This is a genomic window from Gemmiger formicilis (assembly GCF_016900095.1).
Classification (GTDB): Bacteria; Bacillota; Clostridia; order Oscillospirales; family Ruminococcaceae; genus Gemmiger; species Gemmiger formicilis_A.
The window spans coordinates 15,109-34,529 of record NZ_JACJJP010000017.1 but is presented as its reverse complement, the minus strand read 5'-3'; the positions used below and the strand labels follow the sequence as shown (position 1 = coordinate 34,529).

Sequence of the window (19,421 nt, the reverse complement as noted above, 5' to 3'; positions counted from 1 at the left end):
TGTGAATTCAACTTTACGGTCGGGAATCCTCGGGATCGGAGGGCAGCACATCGCTTTCCACGGATGGGGCCGGTTCCTCCGGTTCGGCTTCTACCCTGTCCAGATCCCGCAGGAGCATGGCGGTGTAGACGGTGCATCCGGCGTTGAGCACACCCTCCAGGATCAGCAGCAGACCGGACAGCCAGATGGAATCCACCTTCCAGTCCGCAAAGGGCTGCATAATGAGCAGGATGCCCGCAATGCCGGTGACAAAGCCCAGCAGCATGAGCACCCACCAGCGCTGGCCCTTGCGGCGCACCAGCTGCCAGGCGCTCTGTTCCCGGGCACCACCGTCCACGATCAGGAAAGCGCCGAACACCACCGGCAGCACCCACTGTACAAAATCGGGGCGCAGCAGGGAAAACAGGCCCAGGGCCAGGGTGACCACCCCGCCCGCCAGGGTGAACAGGGCGGCCAGGCCCCGCTCCTTGTTGCGGGAATACCGCCACAGGCTGCGGGCACCGGTGAGGGCGATCAGCGCCCCGAACCCGGCGCATATCCAGGGCAGACTGGTGGCGGGGGCGGCCAGCAGGGCCAGGCCCAGCACAAAATACAGCACACTGAGAATCAACATACCGGTACGCATGTTGCGAAGCATAGTCAAACCCCTCCTTGCAGAGGTCTCATGCCGCCGCCGCGGCAGTGCGCATGGGGCGGATGATCTTGTTGTAGCACACCCGCTGGAAGGCGATGCACAGCACAAAGGCGAAGACTTCGGCGATGGGGAAGGCCCACCACACCAGCTCCACCCGGCCGGCCAGGCTCAGCAGCCAGGCGGTGGGCAGTAGCACCACCAGCTGGCGGATGATGGACACCCACAAGGCCAGCACGCCGTGGCCCAGCGCCTGGAAGTAGGCGGAGGAGATGACGTTGAAACCGGCCATGAGGAAGGAGATGGAGATGATGCGCAGGGCCACCGTGCCCAGGCTGAGCATGTCCGGGCTGGCGTTGAAGATGCTGAGCATCACCCCCGGCAGGAACTGCCCGGCCAGGAAGCCCAGGCACATGATGCCCACAGCGTAGATGGCGGCCAGGCGCTTGGTGCCCAGGATGCGGTCGGGTTTGCGGGCGCCGTAGTTGTAGCTGACGATGGGAACCATGCCGTTGTTCAGCCCGAACACCGGCATGAACACAAAGCTCTGCAGTTTGAAGTATACCCCGAAAACCGCCACCGCCGTGCTGGAATAGGCGATGAGGATGGCGTTCATGCCGAAGGTCATCACACTGCCGATGGCGTTCATGGCGATGGAGGGGATGCCCACCTGGTAGATGCGCAGGATGGTGCGCGGGGCGGGACGGAATCCCCGCAAAGAGATGTGCACGTCCTTGTTGTACAGGAAATGCAGGGTCAAAGCCGCACCCGCGCCCACAAACTGGCCGATGACGGTGGCCACGGCGGCGCCGGCGGCCTCCATGCGGGGCACGCCGAACAGCCCGAAGATGAACACCGGGTCCAGTACAATGTTGGTCACGGCACCGATAAGCTGGGTGGTCATGGCAAAGGTGCTGCGTCCGGTGGATACCAGAATCTTTTCCATCATGCACTGCACACAGCAGCCCAGGCTGAAGATGGTGCAGATGCTCAGGTATTCGGAGCCGTAGCGGGCAATCAGCGCATCGGAGGTCTGGGCGTGGATGAAGGCCCTGGCCCCGAACAGCCCGAAGAGCAGGAAGGCGATGGCGCTGCACACGGCCAGGAACAAGCCGTTGGCGGCGGCGCGGTCAGCCTCGGCGTGGTTGCCTTCGCCCAGATTCTTGGACAGGTAGGCGTTCACACCCACCGCGGTGCCCACCGCAAAGGCGATGAGCAGGTTCTGGATGGGATAGGCCAGGCTGACGGCGGACAGGGCCGCCTCGTTGACGTAGGATACAAAGATGCTGTCCACCACGTTGTACAGCGCCTGCACCAGCATGGAGATCATCATGGGGATCGCCAGCGAAAGCAGCAGCGGATTCAGCGGTTCGGTGCCCATGCGGGCGGCGGATACGGTCTTACTCATTTCTTACACGGATGCCTCCATTGCCTTGGCGGCCTGCACGATCAGCTGGGCGCAGGCTTCCCGGCCCAGGGCAGCGTTCAGGCACAAGTCATAATTTTTGGCCTCGCCCCAACGGTTCTCGGTGTAATAGTTATAATAACTCGCGCGGGCGCGGTCATGCTTGGCAAGGGCGGTCTCCCACAGACGGTCGGGCATGTCCTTGGCGCCGGGACGTTCCTTGGCGTTGCGGATGCGCAGATCCAGCGGCGCATACACAAAGGTGCTCAGCACGTTGGGACGGTCCCGCAGGACATAGTCGCCGCAGCGGCCCAGAATCACGCAGGAACCCTGCTGGGCCAGCTCCTTGATCACGTTGGATTGCAGGATGTACACCTGGTCGGCCAGGGGCATGGTGTTGCCCATCATATACAGGCTGTAGATCAGGCTGCCGCTGCGCTGATTCTCGCTGGCGGCAATGGCTTCTTCGGTCAGACCGCTCTTTTTGGCGGCCAGGGTGATCAGCTCCTTGTTGTACAGGGGCACACCCAGAAGATCTGCGACGCGCTGTGCAATTTCGCTGCCGCCGGAAGCGTATTCACGTGCCATTGTGATGACCAGGGGTTCCATATAATCCACCTCACAGTTCAAATTTTGAGGCTGGCGGGGCCGCGCAGGCCGCACCATCCCCACTATACTCATTATAACGGTGAACAAAACAAAAAACAAGGGGCGGTGCGCCCGATTGCACCCGGATTCCGGCTGGGGTATAATGGAAAAAAACGCGGTTTTGTTTCCCCGGGAACCGGCCGCCCAAATCAAGGAAAGGCAGGGATTTTTATGCCCCTGAAACTGGCTGTTTTGTCCACCAGCCGCATTGTGGCGGAGTTCATGGCCCATCTGACCGAAATGCCCGAAATCCAGGTCACCGCCCTGTGCTGCCGCCCCCAGAGCGAGGCCAAGGCCCGAGCCATGGCCGAAGCCCACGGCGTGCCCCGGGTCTTTACCGACGAGGACGCCTGCTACGCCGCCGGCGGCTTCGACGCCGTCTACATCGGTACCGCCAACCACCTGCACTACACCGCGGCCAAAAAGGCTCTGGAAGCAGGGTATCATGTGATTCTGGAAAAGCCCTTCACCGCCACCGCCGCCGAAGCCCGGGAGCTGTTTGACCTGGCCGACCGCAAGGGGGTCATCCTCTTTGAGGCCATCACCACCCCCTACCTGCCCGCCTACCGCTTCCTGCGGGACAATATGGGCAATATCGGGCCGGTGCGGGGGGCCATGGCCAGCTTCTGCGCCCGCAGTGCCCGGTACGACGACTACCTCAAGGGCATCTGGAACACCACCTTCGACCCTGCCTGCAACGGCGGCGCCCTCAATGATATGAACGTGTACAACCTGCACTTTTTCTGGGGACTGCTGGGCATGCCGGAAGAGTGCGAGTACCGGCCCAGCCTGGGGCAAAACGGCATCGACACGGCGGGCACCGCCCTGCTGTATTACCCGGATTTTTGTGCCGTGGCCCTGGCCGCCAAGGACAGCGAGAGCGAAAAGTTCGCCAGCATCCAGGGCCCCGGCGGCTACCTGATGCTGCACGGGGGCACCAACAGTCTGGACGAGGTGTACGCCGTGCTGGGCGGCATCCGGGGCGGGGGAACCCGCACCGATGCACCCCGGGCCACCCGCCACCGTATGGCCTACGAATTTGCGGAATTCGCCCGGATCGTGGCGGAAAAGGACCGGGCCGCCGAGGCTGAAGCCCGCACCCGGACCCTGGCTGTGATGGAACTGCTGGACCGGCTGCACGCCGATGACGTACAGTAATGCCTCCTGATTTTTAACAGGATTGCACAAGAATTGTGGAAAACTTTCCCTTTGCACCCACAAAAACCCACAAAGATGAACGGAATGTGAACAAAACCCCTTGACCCGCCGCCGCGGCTGTGCTAGCATGGGGACAACAAAGCAAATGGCAAAGGCGCCGGACGGTAAAACACCGCCCGGCGCCTTTTGTCATTTGATTTTGAACATGCAAGAGGGGAGACATGAATATGTACAATTCCGCAGACGTAACATGGACGCTGGTAGCGGCGTTTATGGTGTTCTTCATGCAGGCGGGCTTTGCTTTGTGCGAAGCGGGCCTGACCCGTGCCAAGAACACGGGCAACATCCTCATGAAGAACATGATGGACTTTTGTATCGGCACACCTTGCTACTGGCTGGTAGGTTTCGGCGTGATGTTCGCCGGCTCCGGCGCGCTGATCGGCGGGTTCGACCCGTTCATCCGCGGCAGCTATGACTTCGGCACCCTGCCCGTTTGGGTGTATGTGGTGTTCCAGACGGTGTTCTGCGCCACCGCCGCCACCATCGTTTCCGGCTCCATGGCCGAGCGCACCAAGTTCAGCGCCTACTGCCTGTACTCCGCCGCCATCAGCCTGATCGTCTATCCCATCTCCGGCCACTGGATCTGGGGCGGCGGCTGGCTGTCCCAGCTGGGCTTCCATGATTTCGCCGGTTCCACGGCCGTCCACTTCGTCGGCGGCGTCACCGCCATGCTGGGCGCCTGGATGCTGGGTCCCCGTATCGGCAAGTACGACAAGGACGGCAAGCCCCGCGCCATCCCCGGCCACAACATGACCGCTATGGCTCTCGGCGTCTTCATCCTGTGGTTCTGCTGGTTCGGCTTCAACGGCGGCTCCACCGTCTCCATGACCGGTGACGACACCATGGTCTCCGCCGGCCTGATCTGCTTCAACACCAACCTGGCCGCTGCTCTGGCCACCGTGGCCGCCCTGATCACCACCTGGGTGCGCTACGGCAAGCCCGATGTGTCCCTGACCTTCAACGGCGCGCTGGCCGGCCTGGTTGCCATCACCGCCGGCTGTGATGAGGTCGATCCCTACGGCGCCGCCATCATCGGCATCATCGCCGGTGTGCTGGTTGTCCTCTCGGTTGAGTTCTTCGACAAGATCGCCCGCATCGATGACCCTGTGGGTGCCGTTTCCGTCCACTGCGCCAACGGTGCCTGGGGCACCCTAGCCGTGGGCCTGTTCGCCACCGATGGCGGCCTGTTCTACGGCGGCGGCTTCGCCCGTCTGGGCATCCAGGCTCTGGGCGTTGTCTGTGTGGCTGCCTGGGTCCTGGTCAGCATGTTCATCATCTTCAGCCTGATCAAGAAGTTCGTTGGCCTGCGTGTCTCCGAAAAGGAGGAAATCGACGGCCTGGATATCCACGAACATGGCCTGGCCAGCGCCTACGCCGGTTTCGCCATCAGCGATGCCAGCTATGCTGATCTGTCCGTGAACGAAAACACCGACCTGGGCCAGAGCGATCTGGAAAAGGCCAGCCCCGCCCAGGTGGCGGCCGCCATCAAGGTCCAGAAGGAAGCCCCCCTGCCCGCCGATCTGGATTCCGGCATGCACAAGGTCTCCATGATCGTGCAGCTGGCCAAGTTCGACGATCTGAAGCGTGCCCTGAACGCCGTAGGCGTGACCGGCATGACCGTGACCCAGGTCATGGGCTGCGGCCTGCAGAAGGGCAGCGGCGAGAAATACCGTGGTGCCGAGGTCGACGCCACCCTGATGCCCAAGGTCAAGGTGGAAGTCGTCGTCAGCAAGATTCCTGTGGATAAGATCATCGATGCAGCCACCAAGGCGCTGTACACCGGCCATATCGGCGACGGCAAGATCTTTGTCTACAACGTGGCCAAGGTTGTCAAGGTCCGTACCGGTGAGGTGGACTACGACGCCCTGCAGGATGTGGAGTAAGCACACATCCCGGCCATAGCAGCCATCCCGAAAGAAGGACTCCGTTTGCGGCGGGGTCCTTCTTTTTGTTTACAGCATCCCCTTGCGGCGGAAAAACAGCAGCCCCGCCCCCAGTACCAGGGCACACACTGCCCCCACCGTGGGGTAGCCCCAGGGCACGTTGGGGGCCAGCATGCCGTCAAAGTTCATGCCGTACCAGCCCACAATCAGGCTCAGGGGCAAAAACAGGGTGGTGACCACCGTGAGCATGGTGACCACCCGGTTCTGTTCCAGCTCAATGCGGGACTGGTATACCTGCCACAATTGCAGGATGTATTCCCGCAGGGTCTCAGCTTCGTCCCGCAGGCGGGCGGCCCGGGTGGTGGCCCGCTGCCAGGCCGCCCGCTCCGCCCGGTTCAGCATCCGGGGCGCGTCGGCCTGCAGTTCGTCCCCCAGCAGCACCAGCTGGGCATAGGCCCCGTGCAGGGCGGCCAGGGTGCGGCGCTCTGCCATGACGGTGGACTCAAATCCCCGGATATGCCCGGCGGCCAGGGCTTCCTCCAGGGCGTTGAGCCGTTTTTCCAGGGTCTGCAACACCAGGGCGTCGGCCCCCATGTGCTGTTCCAGCAGGGCCAGCAGCACCCCGGCGGGGGTGGCGGGGGCCGCCGCCGGCAGGGCCGGGGTCAGGGGAGCGGGACTTTCCGGTGCGGGAATCAGATACAATTCGGCGTCGTTCAGGCAAAAACAGAACCGCAGGGGCATGCCCCCGGTGGGCAGCCGGATGGTGCCCTGCACACAGTCCCGGTAGGCGGCCGCCCGGCAGTAGCGGATGTTTTCCAGCGCGGCGGCCAGGGCCCGGCGGTGGGGCAGCCCCGGACAGCGGGGGAGTTCCTCCGGGGTGAGCAAAAACACGTTGCCCTGATTGCCCGCCGCCGTGTGCAGCCGTCCGGCGGGGTCCAGGCGATAGCGGCGCATGGCAGACCCTCCTTTTTCTCTTTGCGGAAGTATGGCCCGGCCGGGACCGCCCTATTCCGGAAAGGGGGCATAGGGCGGCACAAACTGCATATACTGGCAGAGGGTGATGCCGTTATGAACAAACAAGGGTGGAAAAATATCGCGTTCTGGATCATTGTGACCGAGGCGGTGGGGGCCTTTTCGGGGTGGCTCAGCCGGGACGGCGCCCAGCTGTATGCCCAGCAGATCGAAAAACCGCCGTTTTCGCCGCCAGGAATCGTCTTTCCCATCGCCTGGACCATTCTGTACGCCCTGATGGGCTACGGGGCTTCGGTCATCGACCGCAGCCCCGCCGGTGAGGACCGGACCAGGGCGCTGACCGTCTATCTGGTGCAGCTGGGCTTCAACTTCTTCTGGAGCCTGATCTTCTTCAACCTGCAGTGGTACGGATTCGCCTTCCTCTGGCTGGCGGCGCTGTGGGCGCTGGTGTTTGTGATGATCCGCTGGTTCGGGAAGGCGGATGTGTGGGCCGCCCGGCTGCAGTGGCCCTACCTGGCCTGGCTGACCTTTGCGGGGTATCTCAACCTGGGCGTGTGGATGTTGAACTGAAACAAAAAGCGGCGGCGGACGAAAGTCCGCCGCCGCGCTGCTGTGGGCATCGTTTTACTTTTTCGGCACCAGGGTGCACACCGTCTCCAGATGTTCGGTGTGGGGGAAGAGGTCCACGGGCTGGAATCCGGTGGCCTGCCAGCTCCGGCGGGCAAAGAGAGCCACGTCCCGGGCCAGGGTTTCGGGGTCACAGCTCACATACACTATGCGCTGGGGCTTCATGGCGGTGACGGCGGCGATGAACTCCGGGGTGGTGCCCGCCCGGGGCGGGTCCAGGAACACCACGTCGGGGGAGAGGCCTTCCCGGGCGGCTTCCCCGATCCAGTGGGTGGCGTCGGCACAGAAGAACCGGGCGTTCCGGATGCCGTTGCGGGCGGCGTTGGCCCCGGCGTCCTTCACGGCGGCGGGGGTCTTCTCCACCCCGATGAGCCGTCCCGCCCCGGCGGCCATAGCGCACAGCCCGATGGTGCCGGTGCCGCAGTAGGCGTCCAGCACCGTCTCCTTGCCGGTGAGGGCGGCGGCTTCCATGGCTTTGTGATAAAGCACTTCGGTCTGGGCGGGGTTCACCTGGTAAAAGCTGGAAGCCGAGATGGTGAATTTCAGCCCGCACAGGGTGTCCAGGATATGCCCCGGACCATACAGCACCCGCACATCCCGGCCCAGCACCGCGCTGGTACGGCGGGGGTTGCAGTTGTGCACCACCGTGGTCACCCAGGGGGCGGCCTTGCGCAGGGCGGCAACAAAATTGCGGCTGCCCGGCAGACGGGGGTCGGAGGTGACGAGCACCACCATCACCTGGCCGGTGTGCACGCCCCGGCGCACCAGCAGATGGCGCACCAGGCCAGTCCCCCGGTCCTCGTCAAAGGCGGGCCAGCGGCAGGTGCGGGCGGCATCCAGGGCGGCTTTCAGGGTCTGGTTGAGGACCTCATCCTGCAAGAGACATCCCGCCTGGGGCATGGGCAGTACATGATGGGTGCCGGCGGCGTAGATGCCCGCCTGCAGTCCGCCCCGGCCCTGGGTGAAGGTGGCGATGGCCTTGTTGCGGTAATGCCAGGGGTCGGCCTGGCCCAGAATGGGGGCCACGGGGGCATAGCGTTCCAGCAGGGCCCGGGCTTTCTGCTGCTTTTGGGCCAGCTGCTCTTCGTAGGGCAGGTGCAGCAAGGGGCAGCCGCCGCAGCGGCGGGACTGCAAGGGACAGGTCGGGGTGGACATAGGGCAACTTCCTTTATATATAAGGTGGGGCGTATAAGGTGGGGCGGCCTGGCCGGGGGCTTGCCGCCTGTGGTATACTGGTATTGGAATGATTTACCGGCCCGGATTTGTCCGGCGCCGCACACGGAGGGATTGTATCATGAATGTTTTGCTCATCAACGGCAGCCCCCACGCCCATGGCTGCACCGACGCCGCTCTGCAGGAGGTGGCCAAGGCCCTGAACGCCGACGGCATCGAGACCACCATCTTCCACATCGGGACGGCCCCGGTGGGCGGCTGTGTGGGCTGCGGCGGCTGCGCCAAGGCGGGCAAGTGCGTCTTCGGCGGCCCGGTGGCCGATGTGGTGCCCCTGGCCGAAAAGGCCGACGCCTTTGTCTTCGGCGCGCCGGTGCACTACGCCACCGCAGCGGCAGGTATGCTGGGCTTCATGCACCGGCTGGCCTACAGCGCCGGGCGGACCCTGCGCCACAAGCCGGCGGCCATCGTGACCAGCGCCCGCCGTGCGGGCACTACCTCCGCCCTGGAAGCCCTGGAAAAGGTACCCCAGTTCTATGAGATGCCCCTGATCAGCTCCACCTACTGGCCCATGGTCCACGGCAGCAACGCCGAACAGGCCGCCCAGGACGAGGAAGGCATGCAGATCATGCGCAACCTGGGCCACAACATGGCCTGGATGCTCAAGTGCATCCAGGCAGGCCGCGCCGCGGGCATTGAACCCCCGGTGGCTGAAAACGCGCTGCGCACCAACTTTATCCGCTGAATCTGACAACAAAGGCCGGGGCTTGCCCCGGCCTTTTGCGTTGCCTGTCAGGCCGCGGCGTCTTCGGTCAGCAGGGCGGCGCTCTCCGGTGTCTGACCGGTAGGAAATACCCCCTGCAGCAGGGACACAATGTGGTCGGTCTCGGCGGAGTGGGTCATGGCGGACACATACACGGTCAGGCCGCTGTCGTAGGTGACTTCGGCAAACACCGCCTGGTAACCGCCGCAGTCGTAGCCCACCGCCTTCACGACGGCATCGGGAACGGTAAAGTCCATCGGCTCTTCCACGGCGGCGGTGGTCTCCTTGGCCAGTTCCGCCCCCGACTGGGCCAGAAAATCGGTGTAGGTATCGGTGACCTGCAGCAGTACCGCCGTATAGTTGAAGCTGGTGCCGCACATCAGGCTTACCGTGTCCGGCTGGGGTTCGGTGGGAGCTTCCCACACGCTGGTGTCGTAAATCACCGAAACCCCGTTGGCCCCGTCGTACTGGACGTAGGCCGGGGCGTCCTTGGCGGCGTTCTCGCTGCCGTACAGATAGGCCATGAAGTCCCCGAAGGAACAGGCACTCAGCCCGAAGGCCAGCCCCAGCGCCGTCAGGAACAGCAAAATCTTGTGTTTCATGAAGGTTCCTTTCCCCTTGTCAGAACAGGGTAAAATACAGAATCAGTCCCAGCCGGGACGCCGCCGCGCCGAACACCAGCCCGACCAGCACGTCGCTGATATAATGCACCCCGCACAGCACCCGGGTCAGGGCGATGACCACCGCCAGCCCGGCCAGCACGGCCGCGGCGGCAGGACTGACCGGAATGGCCGCCACCGCGATGCAGGCCGCCGAAAAGCAGTGACGGCTGGGCAGGCTCTGGCCCTTGGTGTCCTTGGGAAACAGGGGCGCAAAGCCCAGGGTCTCGTAGGGGCGGGGACGGTTGATGGCCCGGCGCAGGGCGGTGCCCAGCACAAACACCACGGCGGGCACCGCCAGCAAAGGCCACAGCAGGGAATTGCCCCGCAGCATCATCAGGACGGCCAGCCCTGCATACAGCAGGTACACTGCCGCCACCGAACCCAGGGATACGGCGCGCAGCAGCTTCTTGGCGGCGGGGCGGGCGTTGAACCAGCCGATTACCGCCCGGTAACGGTCCGCGGTCATGGCGGGGCCTCCTTTCCGGAATTTGGCGGGGTTGCTTTCCTTTATAATAAGGTACAGGTCAAGGATACCATCCCCCGTGCGGCTTGTCAAACCGGGACCCGGCAGGTATAATAGGCCCAGAACGTTTTTTGTAAAGGAGGCCGGGCCGGGTGTTCGGATTTGCAAACGGACTGCTGCTGGCGTTGTTCGCGGCGGCGGTATGGGACCTGGGGCAGGCATGGCTTGCCCAGACGCCGGGCCCCGGCCGGGCGGGGCGTGCCTTCGGCTGGCTATGGGGGCAGGACCATTATCTGTTCGGCAACTGGGGCGCCGCCTGGCGCACCAAAGCCGGCGGGGTCTGCTTTGCGGCGGGTCTGGCTGCCTATGAGGTCAGCGTGGCTTTCTGCAACAGCATGGCCCGGGATGCCTGGCCCTGGGTGCAGGGGGTGCTGGCGCCGGTGCTGGACTGGGCGGCCTTCCTCTTCTTCGGGGCCAAGATCCTCTTCGGCACCAGGTACACCTGGCGGACCCTGGGGGTAGCCGGGGCACTGTACTTCATCGCCCGGTGGGTCTACTTCAACTGCCACAACATCTGGTGGATCGGTCTGGTGGTGGCCGTGATGGCCGCCAAGGACCTGCCGCTGGAAAAGGGCCTCAAAGCCTTTTTGTACAGCGGTCTGGCGGCGGTGGTGCTGGTGGCCGGGCTGAACTTTGCCGGGCTGCTGCCCCCGGCCCCGGGCCTGGCGGCGGAGCGCAACGTGTATGAAATCCGCGGCACCTACGGCTACGGCCACCCCAATACCTTCGGGGGACTGGTGTTCGGTCTGGTGCTGGCCTACGCCATGCTCCGGGCCAGAAAGCCCCGCTGGGTTGACGCCGCGGTGGCGGCGGCGGCCGGGATCTTCCTCATGGTGGGCCCGGCGTCCCGCACGGCGGCCCTGAGCTGCCTGGGACTGGCGGTGCTGCTGGCCTGGTGCCGGCTGCGGCGGGACCATCCGCTGCCCCGGTTTGCCCGGTACCTGTGCACCGCGGCGGTGCTGGGCCTGACGGCCCTGGCCTTCCTGCTGCCCGTGCCCATGGTGAAGAACGGCCCCGGCTGGTCGGATTTCGGTCCCGACTGGATGGAAAAGCTGGACTATGTGCTCACCGGGCGGCTCTCCCAGGTGTGGCTGGCCTACCGGCTGCTGGATGTGAAGATCGCCGGCCAGGTTCTGCCCGAATGGCCCGCCATCGACAACAGCTTTGTCTTCTCCCTGTACCAGTTCGGCCCGGTGGTGACGGTGTTGCTGGTGCTGGGCATTCTGGCGGCCCTGTGGGGCTTTGCCCGGCGGGGCGGCCGGGTGGAGGTGTGCTGCCTGCTGATCATGCTGGTGTACGCCTACACCGAGTGCCAGAGTTTTCACCTGACCACCAACCCGGCGGCGTTGCTGCTGGCGGGGGTGGTGTTTGCCCAGGCGCCCCGGCAATGGGGCGGGGTGCACGGGCCGTTGCCCGAAAAAACACAATGAAAAAAAGCGGCGTCCGTATGCGGGCGCCGCTTTTGGTGTATGGAGAGTAAAAAAGGGAAAGTTTGGATGAAAACAGGACCCGCCTTACAGGTCGGTCTTCCACAGGCCGTGCAGATTGCAGTAGGCGTAAACGGTCTTGGCGGTCTCGCCTTCGGCCAGAGCGAAGGTGGCGGCGGGAGCAGCATCGGGGGTCAGGTGCTTCACGGCGAAGCCCTTGTCGGTCTCCAGCAGGATCCACTCGATCCAGTGTTCGGCGGTCATGGGATGGGTCACGGAACCAACCTTCACGTCCACGGTACTGCCATTGACGGTGGCCACGGGAACATGCTTTTCCTGGGCGGCGTCTACGCTGCCGGGAACCAGCAGGTCCATCTTCTGGCCGCAGCAGAACACGGGAACGTTGGAGTCGTGGAGCATGGTGATGATGTTGCCGCAATGGGCACAGCGATAAATCTTGATCATAAGTATAACCTCCGTTTTGTTGTTGGGGGTGAAACGGGCGGCACAGCCTTGCCGCCGTTGGTTCAGAATCAGCACAGGAGGCGCATGGCCTTTGCCTGTGCCTTTAGTATACACGATGGCGGGGCGTTTGTAATGTTGCCGTGACAACAAAACGAAAAACTTTTTCCGTGCAGGCGAACAAATCGTCAAAAACCGTAAAAGTTCCGTCGAGACACCTTGAAAATTGCCCGGCAGGGACGTATAATAAAATTGGCTGTGAATGAATTCACAAGGCGTGCGCTGGCCTTCGGCATGCGCACAATACAGGCAAAGGAGAGAAAATTATGACCTACTCTGCACAAGTCGAACACATGTGCCCCATCGCCAAAGGCCCGAAGCACGGCCCCGCGCCCATTCCGGAAGAGGGCGAGTGGGTAAAGGCCTATAAGATTGAGGACATCAGCGGTTACACCCACGGCGTGGGCTGGTGCGCCCCCCAGCAGGGCACCTGCAAGCTGAGCCTGAACATCAAGAAGGGCATCATCGAAGAAGCCCTGGTCGAGACCATCGGCTGCTCCGGCATGACCCATTCCGCCGCTATGGCCGGCGAAATTCTGCCCGGCAAGACCATTCTGGAAGCTCTGAACACCGACCTGGTGTGCGACGCCATCAACGTGGCCATGCGCGAACTGTTCCTGCAGATCGTCTACGGCCGCAGCCAGACTGCCTTCTCTGAAGACGGCCTGCCCATCGGCGCCGGCCTGGATGACCTGGGCAAGGGTCTGCGCAGCATGACCGGCACCATCTTCTCCACCAAGGCCAAGGGCGTCCGTTACCTGGAACTGACCGAAGGCTACATCCTGAAGACCGCTCTGGACAAGGACAACCAGGTCATCGGCTATCAGTTCGTGCGTCTGGGCAAGATGATGGAAGACATCCGCCACGGCGTTGACCCGAAGACCGCGTATGAGAAGAACATCGGCACCTATGGCCGCTTCTCCGCTGAGCAGGGCGCTGTGAAGTACATCGACCCGCGCGAAGAATAAGACAGGGAGGTATCATCTATATGGCTACTTTTGAATCTCAGGAGCGCCGCATGCCCAAAATCAACGAGTGCCTGAAAGCCAACGGCCTCGAATCCCTGGACGCCTGCAACGAGCTGCTCCTTTCCAAAGGCATCGACTGCGACAAGATCATCCGCGGCGTGCAGCCCATCTGCTTCGATAACGCTGTCTGGGCTTACACCCTGGGCACCGCCATCGCTGTCAAGCGCGGCCTGAAGAACGCTGCCGACTGCGCCGCCGCCATCGGCGAAGGCCTGGAAGCCTTCACCATCCCCGGTTCCGTTGCCGAACAGCGCCATGTTGGCCTGGGCCACGGCAACCTGGGCGCCATGCTGCTGCATGAAGACACCCATTGCTTCTGCTTCCTGGCCGGCCACGAATCCTTCGCCGCCGCCGAAGGCGCCATCGGCATTGCCCGTACCGCCAACAAGGTCCGCAAGGAGCCCCTGCGGGTTATCCTGAACGGCCTGGGCAAGGACGCTGCCATGATCATCAGCCGCATCAACGGCTTCACCTACGTCAAGACCGATTTCGACTTCAAGACTGGCGAGGTCAAGGTTGTCGAGACCATCCCCTACTCCGAGGGCGAGCGCGCCGCTGTCAAGTGCTACGGCGCCAACGACGTTCTGGAAGGCGTTGCCATCATGAAGATGGAAGGCGTGGAAGTTTCCATCACCGGCAACTCCACCAACCCCACCCGCTTCCAGCACCTGGTGGCCGGCACCTACAAGAAGTGGGCCATCGAGAACGGCAAGAAGTACTTCTCCGTCGCTTCCGGCGGCGGTACGGGCCGTACCCTGCATCCCGACAACGTGGCTGCCGGCCCGGCTTCCTACGGCCTGACCGACTCCATGGGCCGTATGCACGGTGACGCTCAGTTCGCCGGCTCCTCCAGCGTGCCCGCTCACGTGGAGATGATGGGCCTGATCGGCGCTGGCAACAACCCGATGGTCGGCATGACCGTCGCCTGCGCTGTTGCGGCTTCTCAGGTTGCGGAATAATCTTTCCGTCGCTCTGACATAACAAAAAATGCCCCGTCTGCCCAAAAGGCAGGCGGGGCTTTTTGCATTTATCTTACAGCTGGATCCAGTAGCGCTGTTCCGCCACGCCGTCCACCACCACTTCGTTTTCCAACACGCCGCCGTTGCGCAGGATGGTTCTGGCCGAAGCGACATTCTCCTTGTCGCAGACCATCAGAACCCGGTCCAGGCCCAGGTCCCGGCACTTTTCCAGCGCCAGCCCCACCATCCGGGTACCGATGCCCTTGCCCCGCTCCGACGGCCGCACCCCGTCCCCGATGTGCCCGCCATCCAGCAGCAGCCTTTCGTTCAGCCGGTGGCGGATGTTCACCGCCCCCACCAGCTTGTTCCGCTCTGCGTCCAGACAGAAATAGGTGGAATCCGGTACCAGTCCTTCCGGGCAGGGCTCGTGCACCTCCAGGCTGTCCAGCCAGGCAGAAAAGTCCCGGTAATCGGTTTTGCGGATGGCATAAGGGATGATCTTCTCCCCGGCGGCGGTCCACTCGGCCATCAGTTCTTCCGCCAGGGGGCGATAGCATTCCTCCATCCGGATCAGTTGCAGTTCCATGGGCGGCTCCTTTCTGTTCTCCTGCTTGGGATTCGATGATGAGGGTATTGTACGCCGGGGTGTCGGATCCGTCAAGTTCAGGGGGCAAAATCCGCCCTGTCTCTTTCTTTTTATGGCCGCACGGGGTATAATAGGTAAAATGCCGAAATATACGGGTTGGAGGGTTGACGGTGGAAAAAAACAGATACAATATCCTGCTGGTCCACTGCCATTACCGCCTGGCCGGGGGCGAGGACGCCGTCTTTGCGGACGAGAAGGCCATGCTGGAACGCCACGGCCATCAGGTGTTCACCTATGAGCGCACCAACGAGGGCGGGGCCCTGGCCATGGGCCTGGAAGCGGTGTTCAGCTGGAAAACCTGGCGGGAGGTGCGGGCCCTCATCCGTCGGCACCACATCGATATCGTGCATGTACACAACACCCTGCTCACCGTCAGCCCGTCGGTGTTCTGGGCGGCCCGGTCGCTGGGGGTGCCGGTGGTGCAGACGCTGCACAATTTCCGGATCTTCTGCCCCAACGGGGTGTTGCTGCGGGATGGCCGGGTCTGTGAGGACTGCCCCCGCCGCAAGGGCGGACTGTGGCAGGCGGTGCGGTACCGTTGCTACCGGGACAGCCTGGCCCAGAGCGCCGTCTGCGCCTTTGTGTATGCCTTTCACCGTCTGCTGGGCACCTACCGGTGGGTGAATCTCATCACCCTCACCGACTTTGACAAGCAAAAATTGCTGGAATTCAACACCCTGCACCGGGTGTTCGATCCGGCCCGGCTCTGCGTCAAGCCCAACGCCCTGGCTCCGGACGATCCGCTGCCCCCCGTGCTGCCCCGGTCCCGTCGGAAAAACCAGATCGTCTTTGCGGGGCGGCTGGAGGAACTGAAAGGCCTGCGTACCGCCCTGGAAGGCTGGAAGCGGATGCCCCACAGCCCCGACACCCCCGAACTGCTGGTGGTGGGGGATGGCCCCCTGGCCGACTGGGCCGCAGAGCAGGCCGTGCCCCGGGTGCGGCTGCTGGGCCGCCTGCCCCGGGCGGAGCTGCACGCCCTGTTCGGCCAAAGCCTGGGGGTGCTGGCTCCCAGCCTGTGCTATGAGAGCTTTGCCCTGGTCCCGGCGGAGGCCCATCTTATGGGCACCCCGGTGCTGGCCAGTGATCTGGGCAACGTGGGGGCCATGGTCCGCCCCGGGGTGGACGGTCTGCGCTTCACCCCCGGGGACCCGGACGCCCTGGCCGCCGCCGTGCAGGCCCTGCCCGGCCTGTGGGACAAAGCCGACCCCGACGCCATGCGCGCCGGGGCCCTGGCCGCCTTTGCGCCGGAAGAAAACTACCGCCGTCTGATGGAAATTTACCGGGCCGTCCTCACCGGGACCCCCGCGCCGCAATAAGGAGACACCCCATGAACCAACTGTACCGCGCCCTGCACATGCCCCCGGCGCGCCTGGCCAAAAAGCTGGCCGGATGGAAGGAAATCTACACCATCGCCCTGCGCCCGGTGCCCACCGCCCCGGGGTGCGATCCTCTGCCCGCCTTGGGGGAGGGGGACTACATCCGCCTGCCCGAACAGCCCGGCACCTGGTATGCCGACCCGCTGCTGTTCCACCACGAGGGCAAGCGCTGGCTGTTCTGCGAAGCCTTTGACATGGCCGCCGGCAAGGGGGACATTGCGGTCATCGACCTCACCGACCCCCGCCATCCCGGAACGCCCAAAACGGTGCTCACCGAGAGCTTTCACCTGTCCTTTCCCACCGTCTTCGAATGGAACGGGGGCATCTGGATGATTCCCGAGACCGGCACCAACCACAGCCTGAACCTCTACCGCTGCAAGCAGTTCCCCGACCAGTGGGAGCTGGCCCACAGCTTTTCCACCGGGGACCAGGAGCTGGCCGACACCATTCTGCTGGACATCCGCCCGGGTGGGCTGTCTTTGCTGTGCAGCCAGGTCAAGGCGGAAAACGGTCTGTACACCCGGTACCGCCGGTATGACCTGCGGGTGGACGAGCAGGCGGAAGGCGGGTTTGCCCTGGAGGAGGACGAGACCTTCGGGCTGGAACACCGCACCTACGATTTGGGCGCCCGCAATGCCGGGCCCTTGTTCCGGTGGGCAGGGCAGACGGTGCGCCCGGCCCAGGTCAGCACCAAGGTGGACTACGGCGTCTACCTGCAGTTCTGGTCCTGCCGCCAGGAGAAGGAAACGCCCCTGTGCGCCGCCATGCCCGCCAACGTGACCATCGCCGGGCTGGACCCGGCGTCGGTCATCGGCATCCACACCTACTGCCGGGACGAGGACATCGAGGTCATCGACGCCCGGTATCTGGCCAAGGTTGCCCCCATTCCCAGACAGGAGGACCCCAAGTCATGCTGACCATCGCCATTCCCCAGCTGTACTGCGGGGCTTCGGGCAAAAAGGGTGCCTACAACCGGCAGGAGGTGGGCCTGGCCCGGGCTCTGGCCGGTCGGGGCTGCCGGGCCGTGGTGCTCTACCCGGCCGTGGGCGCCGACGCCATCGAAACCGAGGAACCCACCCCCGGGGTGAAGATCCTGTATGTCCCGGCCAAAGCCTGGCGGGTCCATGCCTTCTACAGTACCTGGCAGCCCCTGCTGGACGAGCAGGTGGACGCCGTCCACGTCATGGGGGATAACTCCCTGGGCGTGCCGGGGCTGTACCGCTTCTGCCGGGAGCACGGCATCTTCTTTTACAGCCAGCTGGGGGCGGTGCGCTCCGATGCCCGCAACCCGGCGGTGCGGGCGGTGATGAACCTGCTCTGCCGCCGCAACCTGGCCGTCTACCGCAAAACCCCCACCTACGCCAAGACCCTGGCGGTGCAGCATACCCTGGAAGACTGCGGCGTGCCCTGCGCCGGGGTGCTGCCCGTGGGGCTGGACACCGCCATCATCCCCACGGTGGAGGGCACCAAGGCCGAACTGCGGGCCAAACTGGGGCTGGACCCGGACGCCCAGATTCTGCTTTTTGTGGGGCGGCTGGACACCTACAAGCGCCCCCTGGACCTGGTACCGCTGCTGGCCGCCCTGCCCGAAAACTGGCAGGCGGTGGTCATCGGCAGCGGCGCTCTGGCCGAGCAGCTGCAGGGCCAGATGCAGGCCGCCGGGCTGGACGGCCGCTGGCGGTATATCCCCAGCCTGCCCAACACCGAAGTACATGCCTATTACCACGCCTGTGACGTGTTTGTCAACTTCAACGACCACGAAATCTTCGGCATGAGCCTGCTGGAAGCTATGTATGCCGGCTGTGTGCCGGTGGCCCGCCATGCCCCCGGCCCGGACCAGATCATTGAGGACGGCGTCAGCGGCCTTCTGCTGGACGGGGACGCCGCCGTCTTTGCCGCCGGGGTGCAGGCCGCCGCCTGCAACGCTGCCATGGGCGAAGCCGCCCGGCAGCGCATCCGGACGCAGTTCCTGTGGGACAACAGCGCCCGCACCGTGCTGACCATGCTGCAACAGGAAGGGGTGTACCGGGATGGACAATGACGGCAAGCTGCTGGAACTGGCCCGCAACCTGGTCAAGTCCGCCCGGTTCGGCTGGAAATACCGGGGCGTGACCGTGCTGCCCGCCGCCGAAGGCAACCGCCTGGCGGGGGAGGCGGTGCGTGCCGGCCGGCCCTTCCTGTTCGGCCGCTGCGGCGCCACCGAGATGCGCACCGTGGCCGAATACTACCGGGACGGCGGCCGGACTTTTTCCGACCGCATCCGGCGGGAGATCCGGGACCTGTCGGGGGTGTTTCCCACCGACGACGACACCCTGCGCCGGTTCTGTGAACTGTATATCCGCTGTGCCCAACAGGCCGACCTGCTGGCTTTGTGGGATGTGGGGGCGGAACGGCAGGTCATCCGGGGCTGCACCCGCACCCGTTTCACCCAGCTGCGGGCCCTGGAACCCTACTACCATGAGCACCCCTGGAGCGCCGCCCTGGCGGGCAAAAAGGTGCTGGTGGTCCATCCATTCAAAGAAAGCATCCTGTCCCAGTACCAAAAGCGGGACAAACTTTTCCCCGGCACCGACATTTTGCCGGAATTCGCCTCCCTGACGGTGGTGCAGGCGGTGCAGGGCCTGGCCGGGCAGGACACCGGGTATGCCTCCTGGTTTGACGCCCTGGCCGCCATGGAAGCGGCTATGGACGCCGCCGACTATGAGGTGGCCATCATCGGGGCGGGGGCCTACGGCCTGCCCCTGGCCGCCCACGCCCGGGAAACCGGCCACGTGGCGGTGCAGATGAGCGGCGCCACCCAGCTGCTGTTCGGCATCAAGGGCAAGCGGTGGGACGACCACCCGGTCATCGGCAAGCTGTACAACGATGCCTGGGTGCGTCCCGGCACCAGGGAGCAGCCCGCCGCCAAGGAAAAGGTGGAGGGCGGCAGTTACTGGTAAACACATCCCAAAGGAGAGTTTC

20 protein-coding genes are annotated in these 19,421 nt (G+C 64.2%); 11 read left to right on the top strand and 9 right to left on the bottom strand.

The window, feature by feature from the left end; all coding sequences use genetic code 11:
* Positions 1-13: 13 nt before the first annotated feature.
* From H6B15_RS09315 to H6B15_RS09305, 3 genes are read right to left on the bottom strand one after another with little or no spacing between them, the layout of a single operon-like run.
* Positions 14-637 carry an HdeD family acid-resistance protein gene (locus H6B15_RS09315; RefSeq protein WP_204647715.1) on the bottom strand — a complete coding sequence of 208 codons (624 nt, stop codon included), beginning with the start codon at positions 635-637 and terminating at the stop codon, positions 14-16.
* 25 nt (positions 638-662) lie between these two features.
* The gene (locus H6B15_RS09310; RefSeq protein ID WP_204647714.1) at positions 663-2,039 is read right to left on the bottom strand and encodes an MATE family efflux transporter; all 1,377 of its coding nucleotides are present in this window, start codon (positions 2,037-2,039) and stop codon (positions 663-665) included.
* Between the two features lie 3 nt (positions 2,040-2,042).
* Positions 2,043-2,645: an AAA family ATPase gene (locus tag H6B15_RS09305; protein WP_204647713.1), complete on the bottom strand. Its 603-nt coding sequence runs from the start codon at positions 2,643-2,645 to the stop codon at positions 2,043-2,045.
* 210 nt (positions 2,646-2,855) lie between these two features.
* Between H6B15_RS09305 and H6B15_RS09300 the strand changes: the two genes are divergently transcribed.
* Together H6B15_RS09300 and H6B15_RS09295 are read left to right on the top strand one after the other, a co-directional pair.
* Positions 2,856-3,842, top strand: coding sequence for a Gfo/Idh/MocA family protein (locus tag H6B15_RS09300; protein ID WP_204647712.1), 987 nt, complete (start codon positions 2,856-2,858; stop codon positions 3,840-3,842).
* Positions 3,843-4,069: 227 nt separating this feature from the next.
* A complete protein-coding gene (locus H6B15_RS09295; protein ID WP_204647711.1) occupies positions 4,070-5,785 on the top strand; it encodes an ammonium transporter in 1,716 nt (571 codons plus the stop codon).
* A gap of 69 nt (positions 5,786-5,854) precedes the next feature.
* On the opposite strand, the gene H6B15_RS09290 is transcribed toward H6B15_RS09295, so the two are convergent.
* The gene (locus tag H6B15_RS09290) at positions 5,855-6,739 is read right to left on the bottom strand and encodes a CorA family divalent cation transporter (protein ID WP_204647710.1); all 885 of its coding nucleotides are present in this window, start codon (positions 6,737-6,739) and stop codon (positions 5,855-5,857) included.
* A gap of 114 nt (positions 6,740-6,853) precedes the next feature.
* On the opposite strand from H6B15_RS09290, the gene H6B15_RS09285 reads away from it, so the two are divergent.
* Positions 6,854-7,327, top strand: a complete 474-nt coding sequence (locus tag H6B15_RS09285; protein ID WP_204647709.1) for a TspO/MBR family protein — start codon at positions 6,854-6,856, stop codon at positions 7,325-7,327.
* Positions 7,328-7,381: 54 nt separating this feature from the next.
* On the opposite strand, the gene rlmD is transcribed toward H6B15_RS09285, so the two are convergent.
* Entirely contained in the window at positions 7,382-8,539 is a 1,158-nt protein-coding gene (gene rlmD / locus H6B15_RS09280; protein WP_204647708.1) for a 23S rRNA (uracil(1939)-C(5))-methyltransferase RlmD, read from the bottom strand.
* A gap of 139 nt (positions 8,540-8,678) precedes the next feature.
* On the opposite strand from rlmD, the gene H6B15_RS09275 reads away from it, so the two are divergent.
* A complete protein-coding gene (locus H6B15_RS09275; protein WP_204647707.1) occupies positions 8,679-9,299 on the top strand; it encodes a flavodoxin family protein in 621 nt (206 codons plus the stop codon).
* 47 nt (positions 9,300-9,346) lie between these two features.
* Here the strand turns inward: H6B15_RS09275 and H6B15_RS09270 are convergent, their stop codons facing one another.
* Positions 9,347-9,919: a hypothetical protein gene (locus tag H6B15_RS09270; protein ID WP_204647706.1), complete on the bottom strand. Its 573-nt coding sequence runs from the start codon at positions 9,917-9,919 to the stop codon at positions 9,347-9,349.
* Between the two features lie 19 nt (positions 9,920-9,938).
* Positions 9,939-10,445: a phosphatase PAP2 family protein gene (locus H6B15_RS09265; RefSeq protein WP_204647705.1), complete on the bottom strand. Its 507-nt coding sequence runs from the start codon at positions 10,443-10,445 to the stop codon at positions 9,939-9,941.
* 149 nt (positions 10,446-10,594) lie between these two features.
* Here H6B15_RS09265 and H6B15_RS09260 point away from each other — a divergent pair, with 149 nt between their 5' ends.
* A complete protein-coding gene (locus tag H6B15_RS09260; protein ID WP_204647704.1) occupies positions 10,595-11,932 on the top strand; it encodes a hypothetical protein in 1,338 nt (445 codons plus the stop codon).
* An 84-nt stretch (positions 11,933-12,016) separates the two neighbouring features.
* On the opposite strand, the gene H6B15_RS09255 is transcribed toward H6B15_RS09260, so the two are convergent.
* Complete coding sequence (locus H6B15_RS09255; protein ID WP_204647703.1) at positions 12,017-12,394, bottom strand: desulfoferrodoxin family protein; 378 nt, start codon at positions 12,392-12,394, stop codon at positions 12,017-12,019.
* A gap of 323 nt (positions 12,395-12,717) precedes the next feature.
* Here H6B15_RS09255 and H6B15_RS09250 point away from each other — a divergent pair, with 323 nt between their 5' ends.
* Both H6B15_RS09250 and H6B15_RS09245 read left to right on the top strand, forming a co-directional pair.
* On the top strand, positions 12,718-13,419 hold the full coding sequence (locus tag H6B15_RS09250; RefSeq protein ID WP_204647702.1) for an iron-sulfur cluster assembly scaffold protein: 702 nt from the start codon (positions 12,718-12,720) through the stop codon (positions 13,417-13,419).
* Between the two features lie 20 nt (positions 13,420-13,439).
* Positions 13,440-14,438: a GGGtGRT protein gene (locus H6B15_RS09245; protein ID WP_204647701.1), complete on the top strand. Its 999-nt coding sequence runs from the start codon at positions 13,440-13,442 to the stop codon at positions 14,436-14,438.
* Between the two features lie 73 nt (positions 14,439-14,511).
* Here the strand turns inward: H6B15_RS09245 and H6B15_RS09240 are convergent, their stop codons facing one another.
* The gene (locus tag H6B15_RS09240; RefSeq protein ID WP_204647700.1) at positions 14,512-15,024 is read right to left on the bottom strand and encodes a GNAT family N-acetyltransferase; all 513 of its coding nucleotides are present in this window, start codon (positions 15,022-15,024) and stop codon (positions 14,512-14,514) included.
* Between the two features lie 170 nt (positions 15,025-15,194).
* Here H6B15_RS09240 and H6B15_RS09235 point away from each other — a divergent pair, with 170 nt between their 5' ends.
* From H6B15_RS09235 to H6B15_RS09220, 4 genes are read left to right on the top strand one after another with little or no spacing between them, the layout of a single operon-like run.
* Positions 15,195-16,400, top strand: a complete 1,206-nt coding sequence (locus tag H6B15_RS09235) for a glycosyltransferase (RefSeq protein WP_204647699.1) — start codon at positions 15,195-15,197, stop codon at positions 16,398-16,400.
* A gap of 11 nt (positions 16,401-16,411) precedes the next feature.
* Positions 16,412-17,377: a glucosamine inositolphosphorylceramide transferase family protein gene (locus H6B15_RS09230; RefSeq protein ID WP_204647698.1), complete on the top strand. Its 966-nt coding sequence runs from the start codon at positions 16,412-16,414 to the stop codon at positions 17,375-17,377.
* The gene (locus tag H6B15_RS09225; protein WP_204647697.1) at positions 17,371-18,501 is read left to right on the top strand and encodes a glycosyltransferase family 4 protein; all 1,131 of its coding nucleotides are present in this window, start codon (positions 17,371-17,373) and stop codon (positions 18,499-18,501) included. Before H6B15_RS09230 ends, H6B15_RS09225 begins: the two co-directional genes overlap by 7 nt.
* On the top strand, positions 18,491-19,399 hold the full coding sequence (locus H6B15_RS09220; protein WP_204647696.1) for a hypothetical protein: 909 nt from the start codon (positions 18,491-18,493) through the stop codon (positions 19,397-19,399). Before H6B15_RS09225 ends, H6B15_RS09220 begins: the two co-directional genes overlap by 11 nt.
* Positions 19,400-19,421 lie beyond the last annotated feature (22 nt).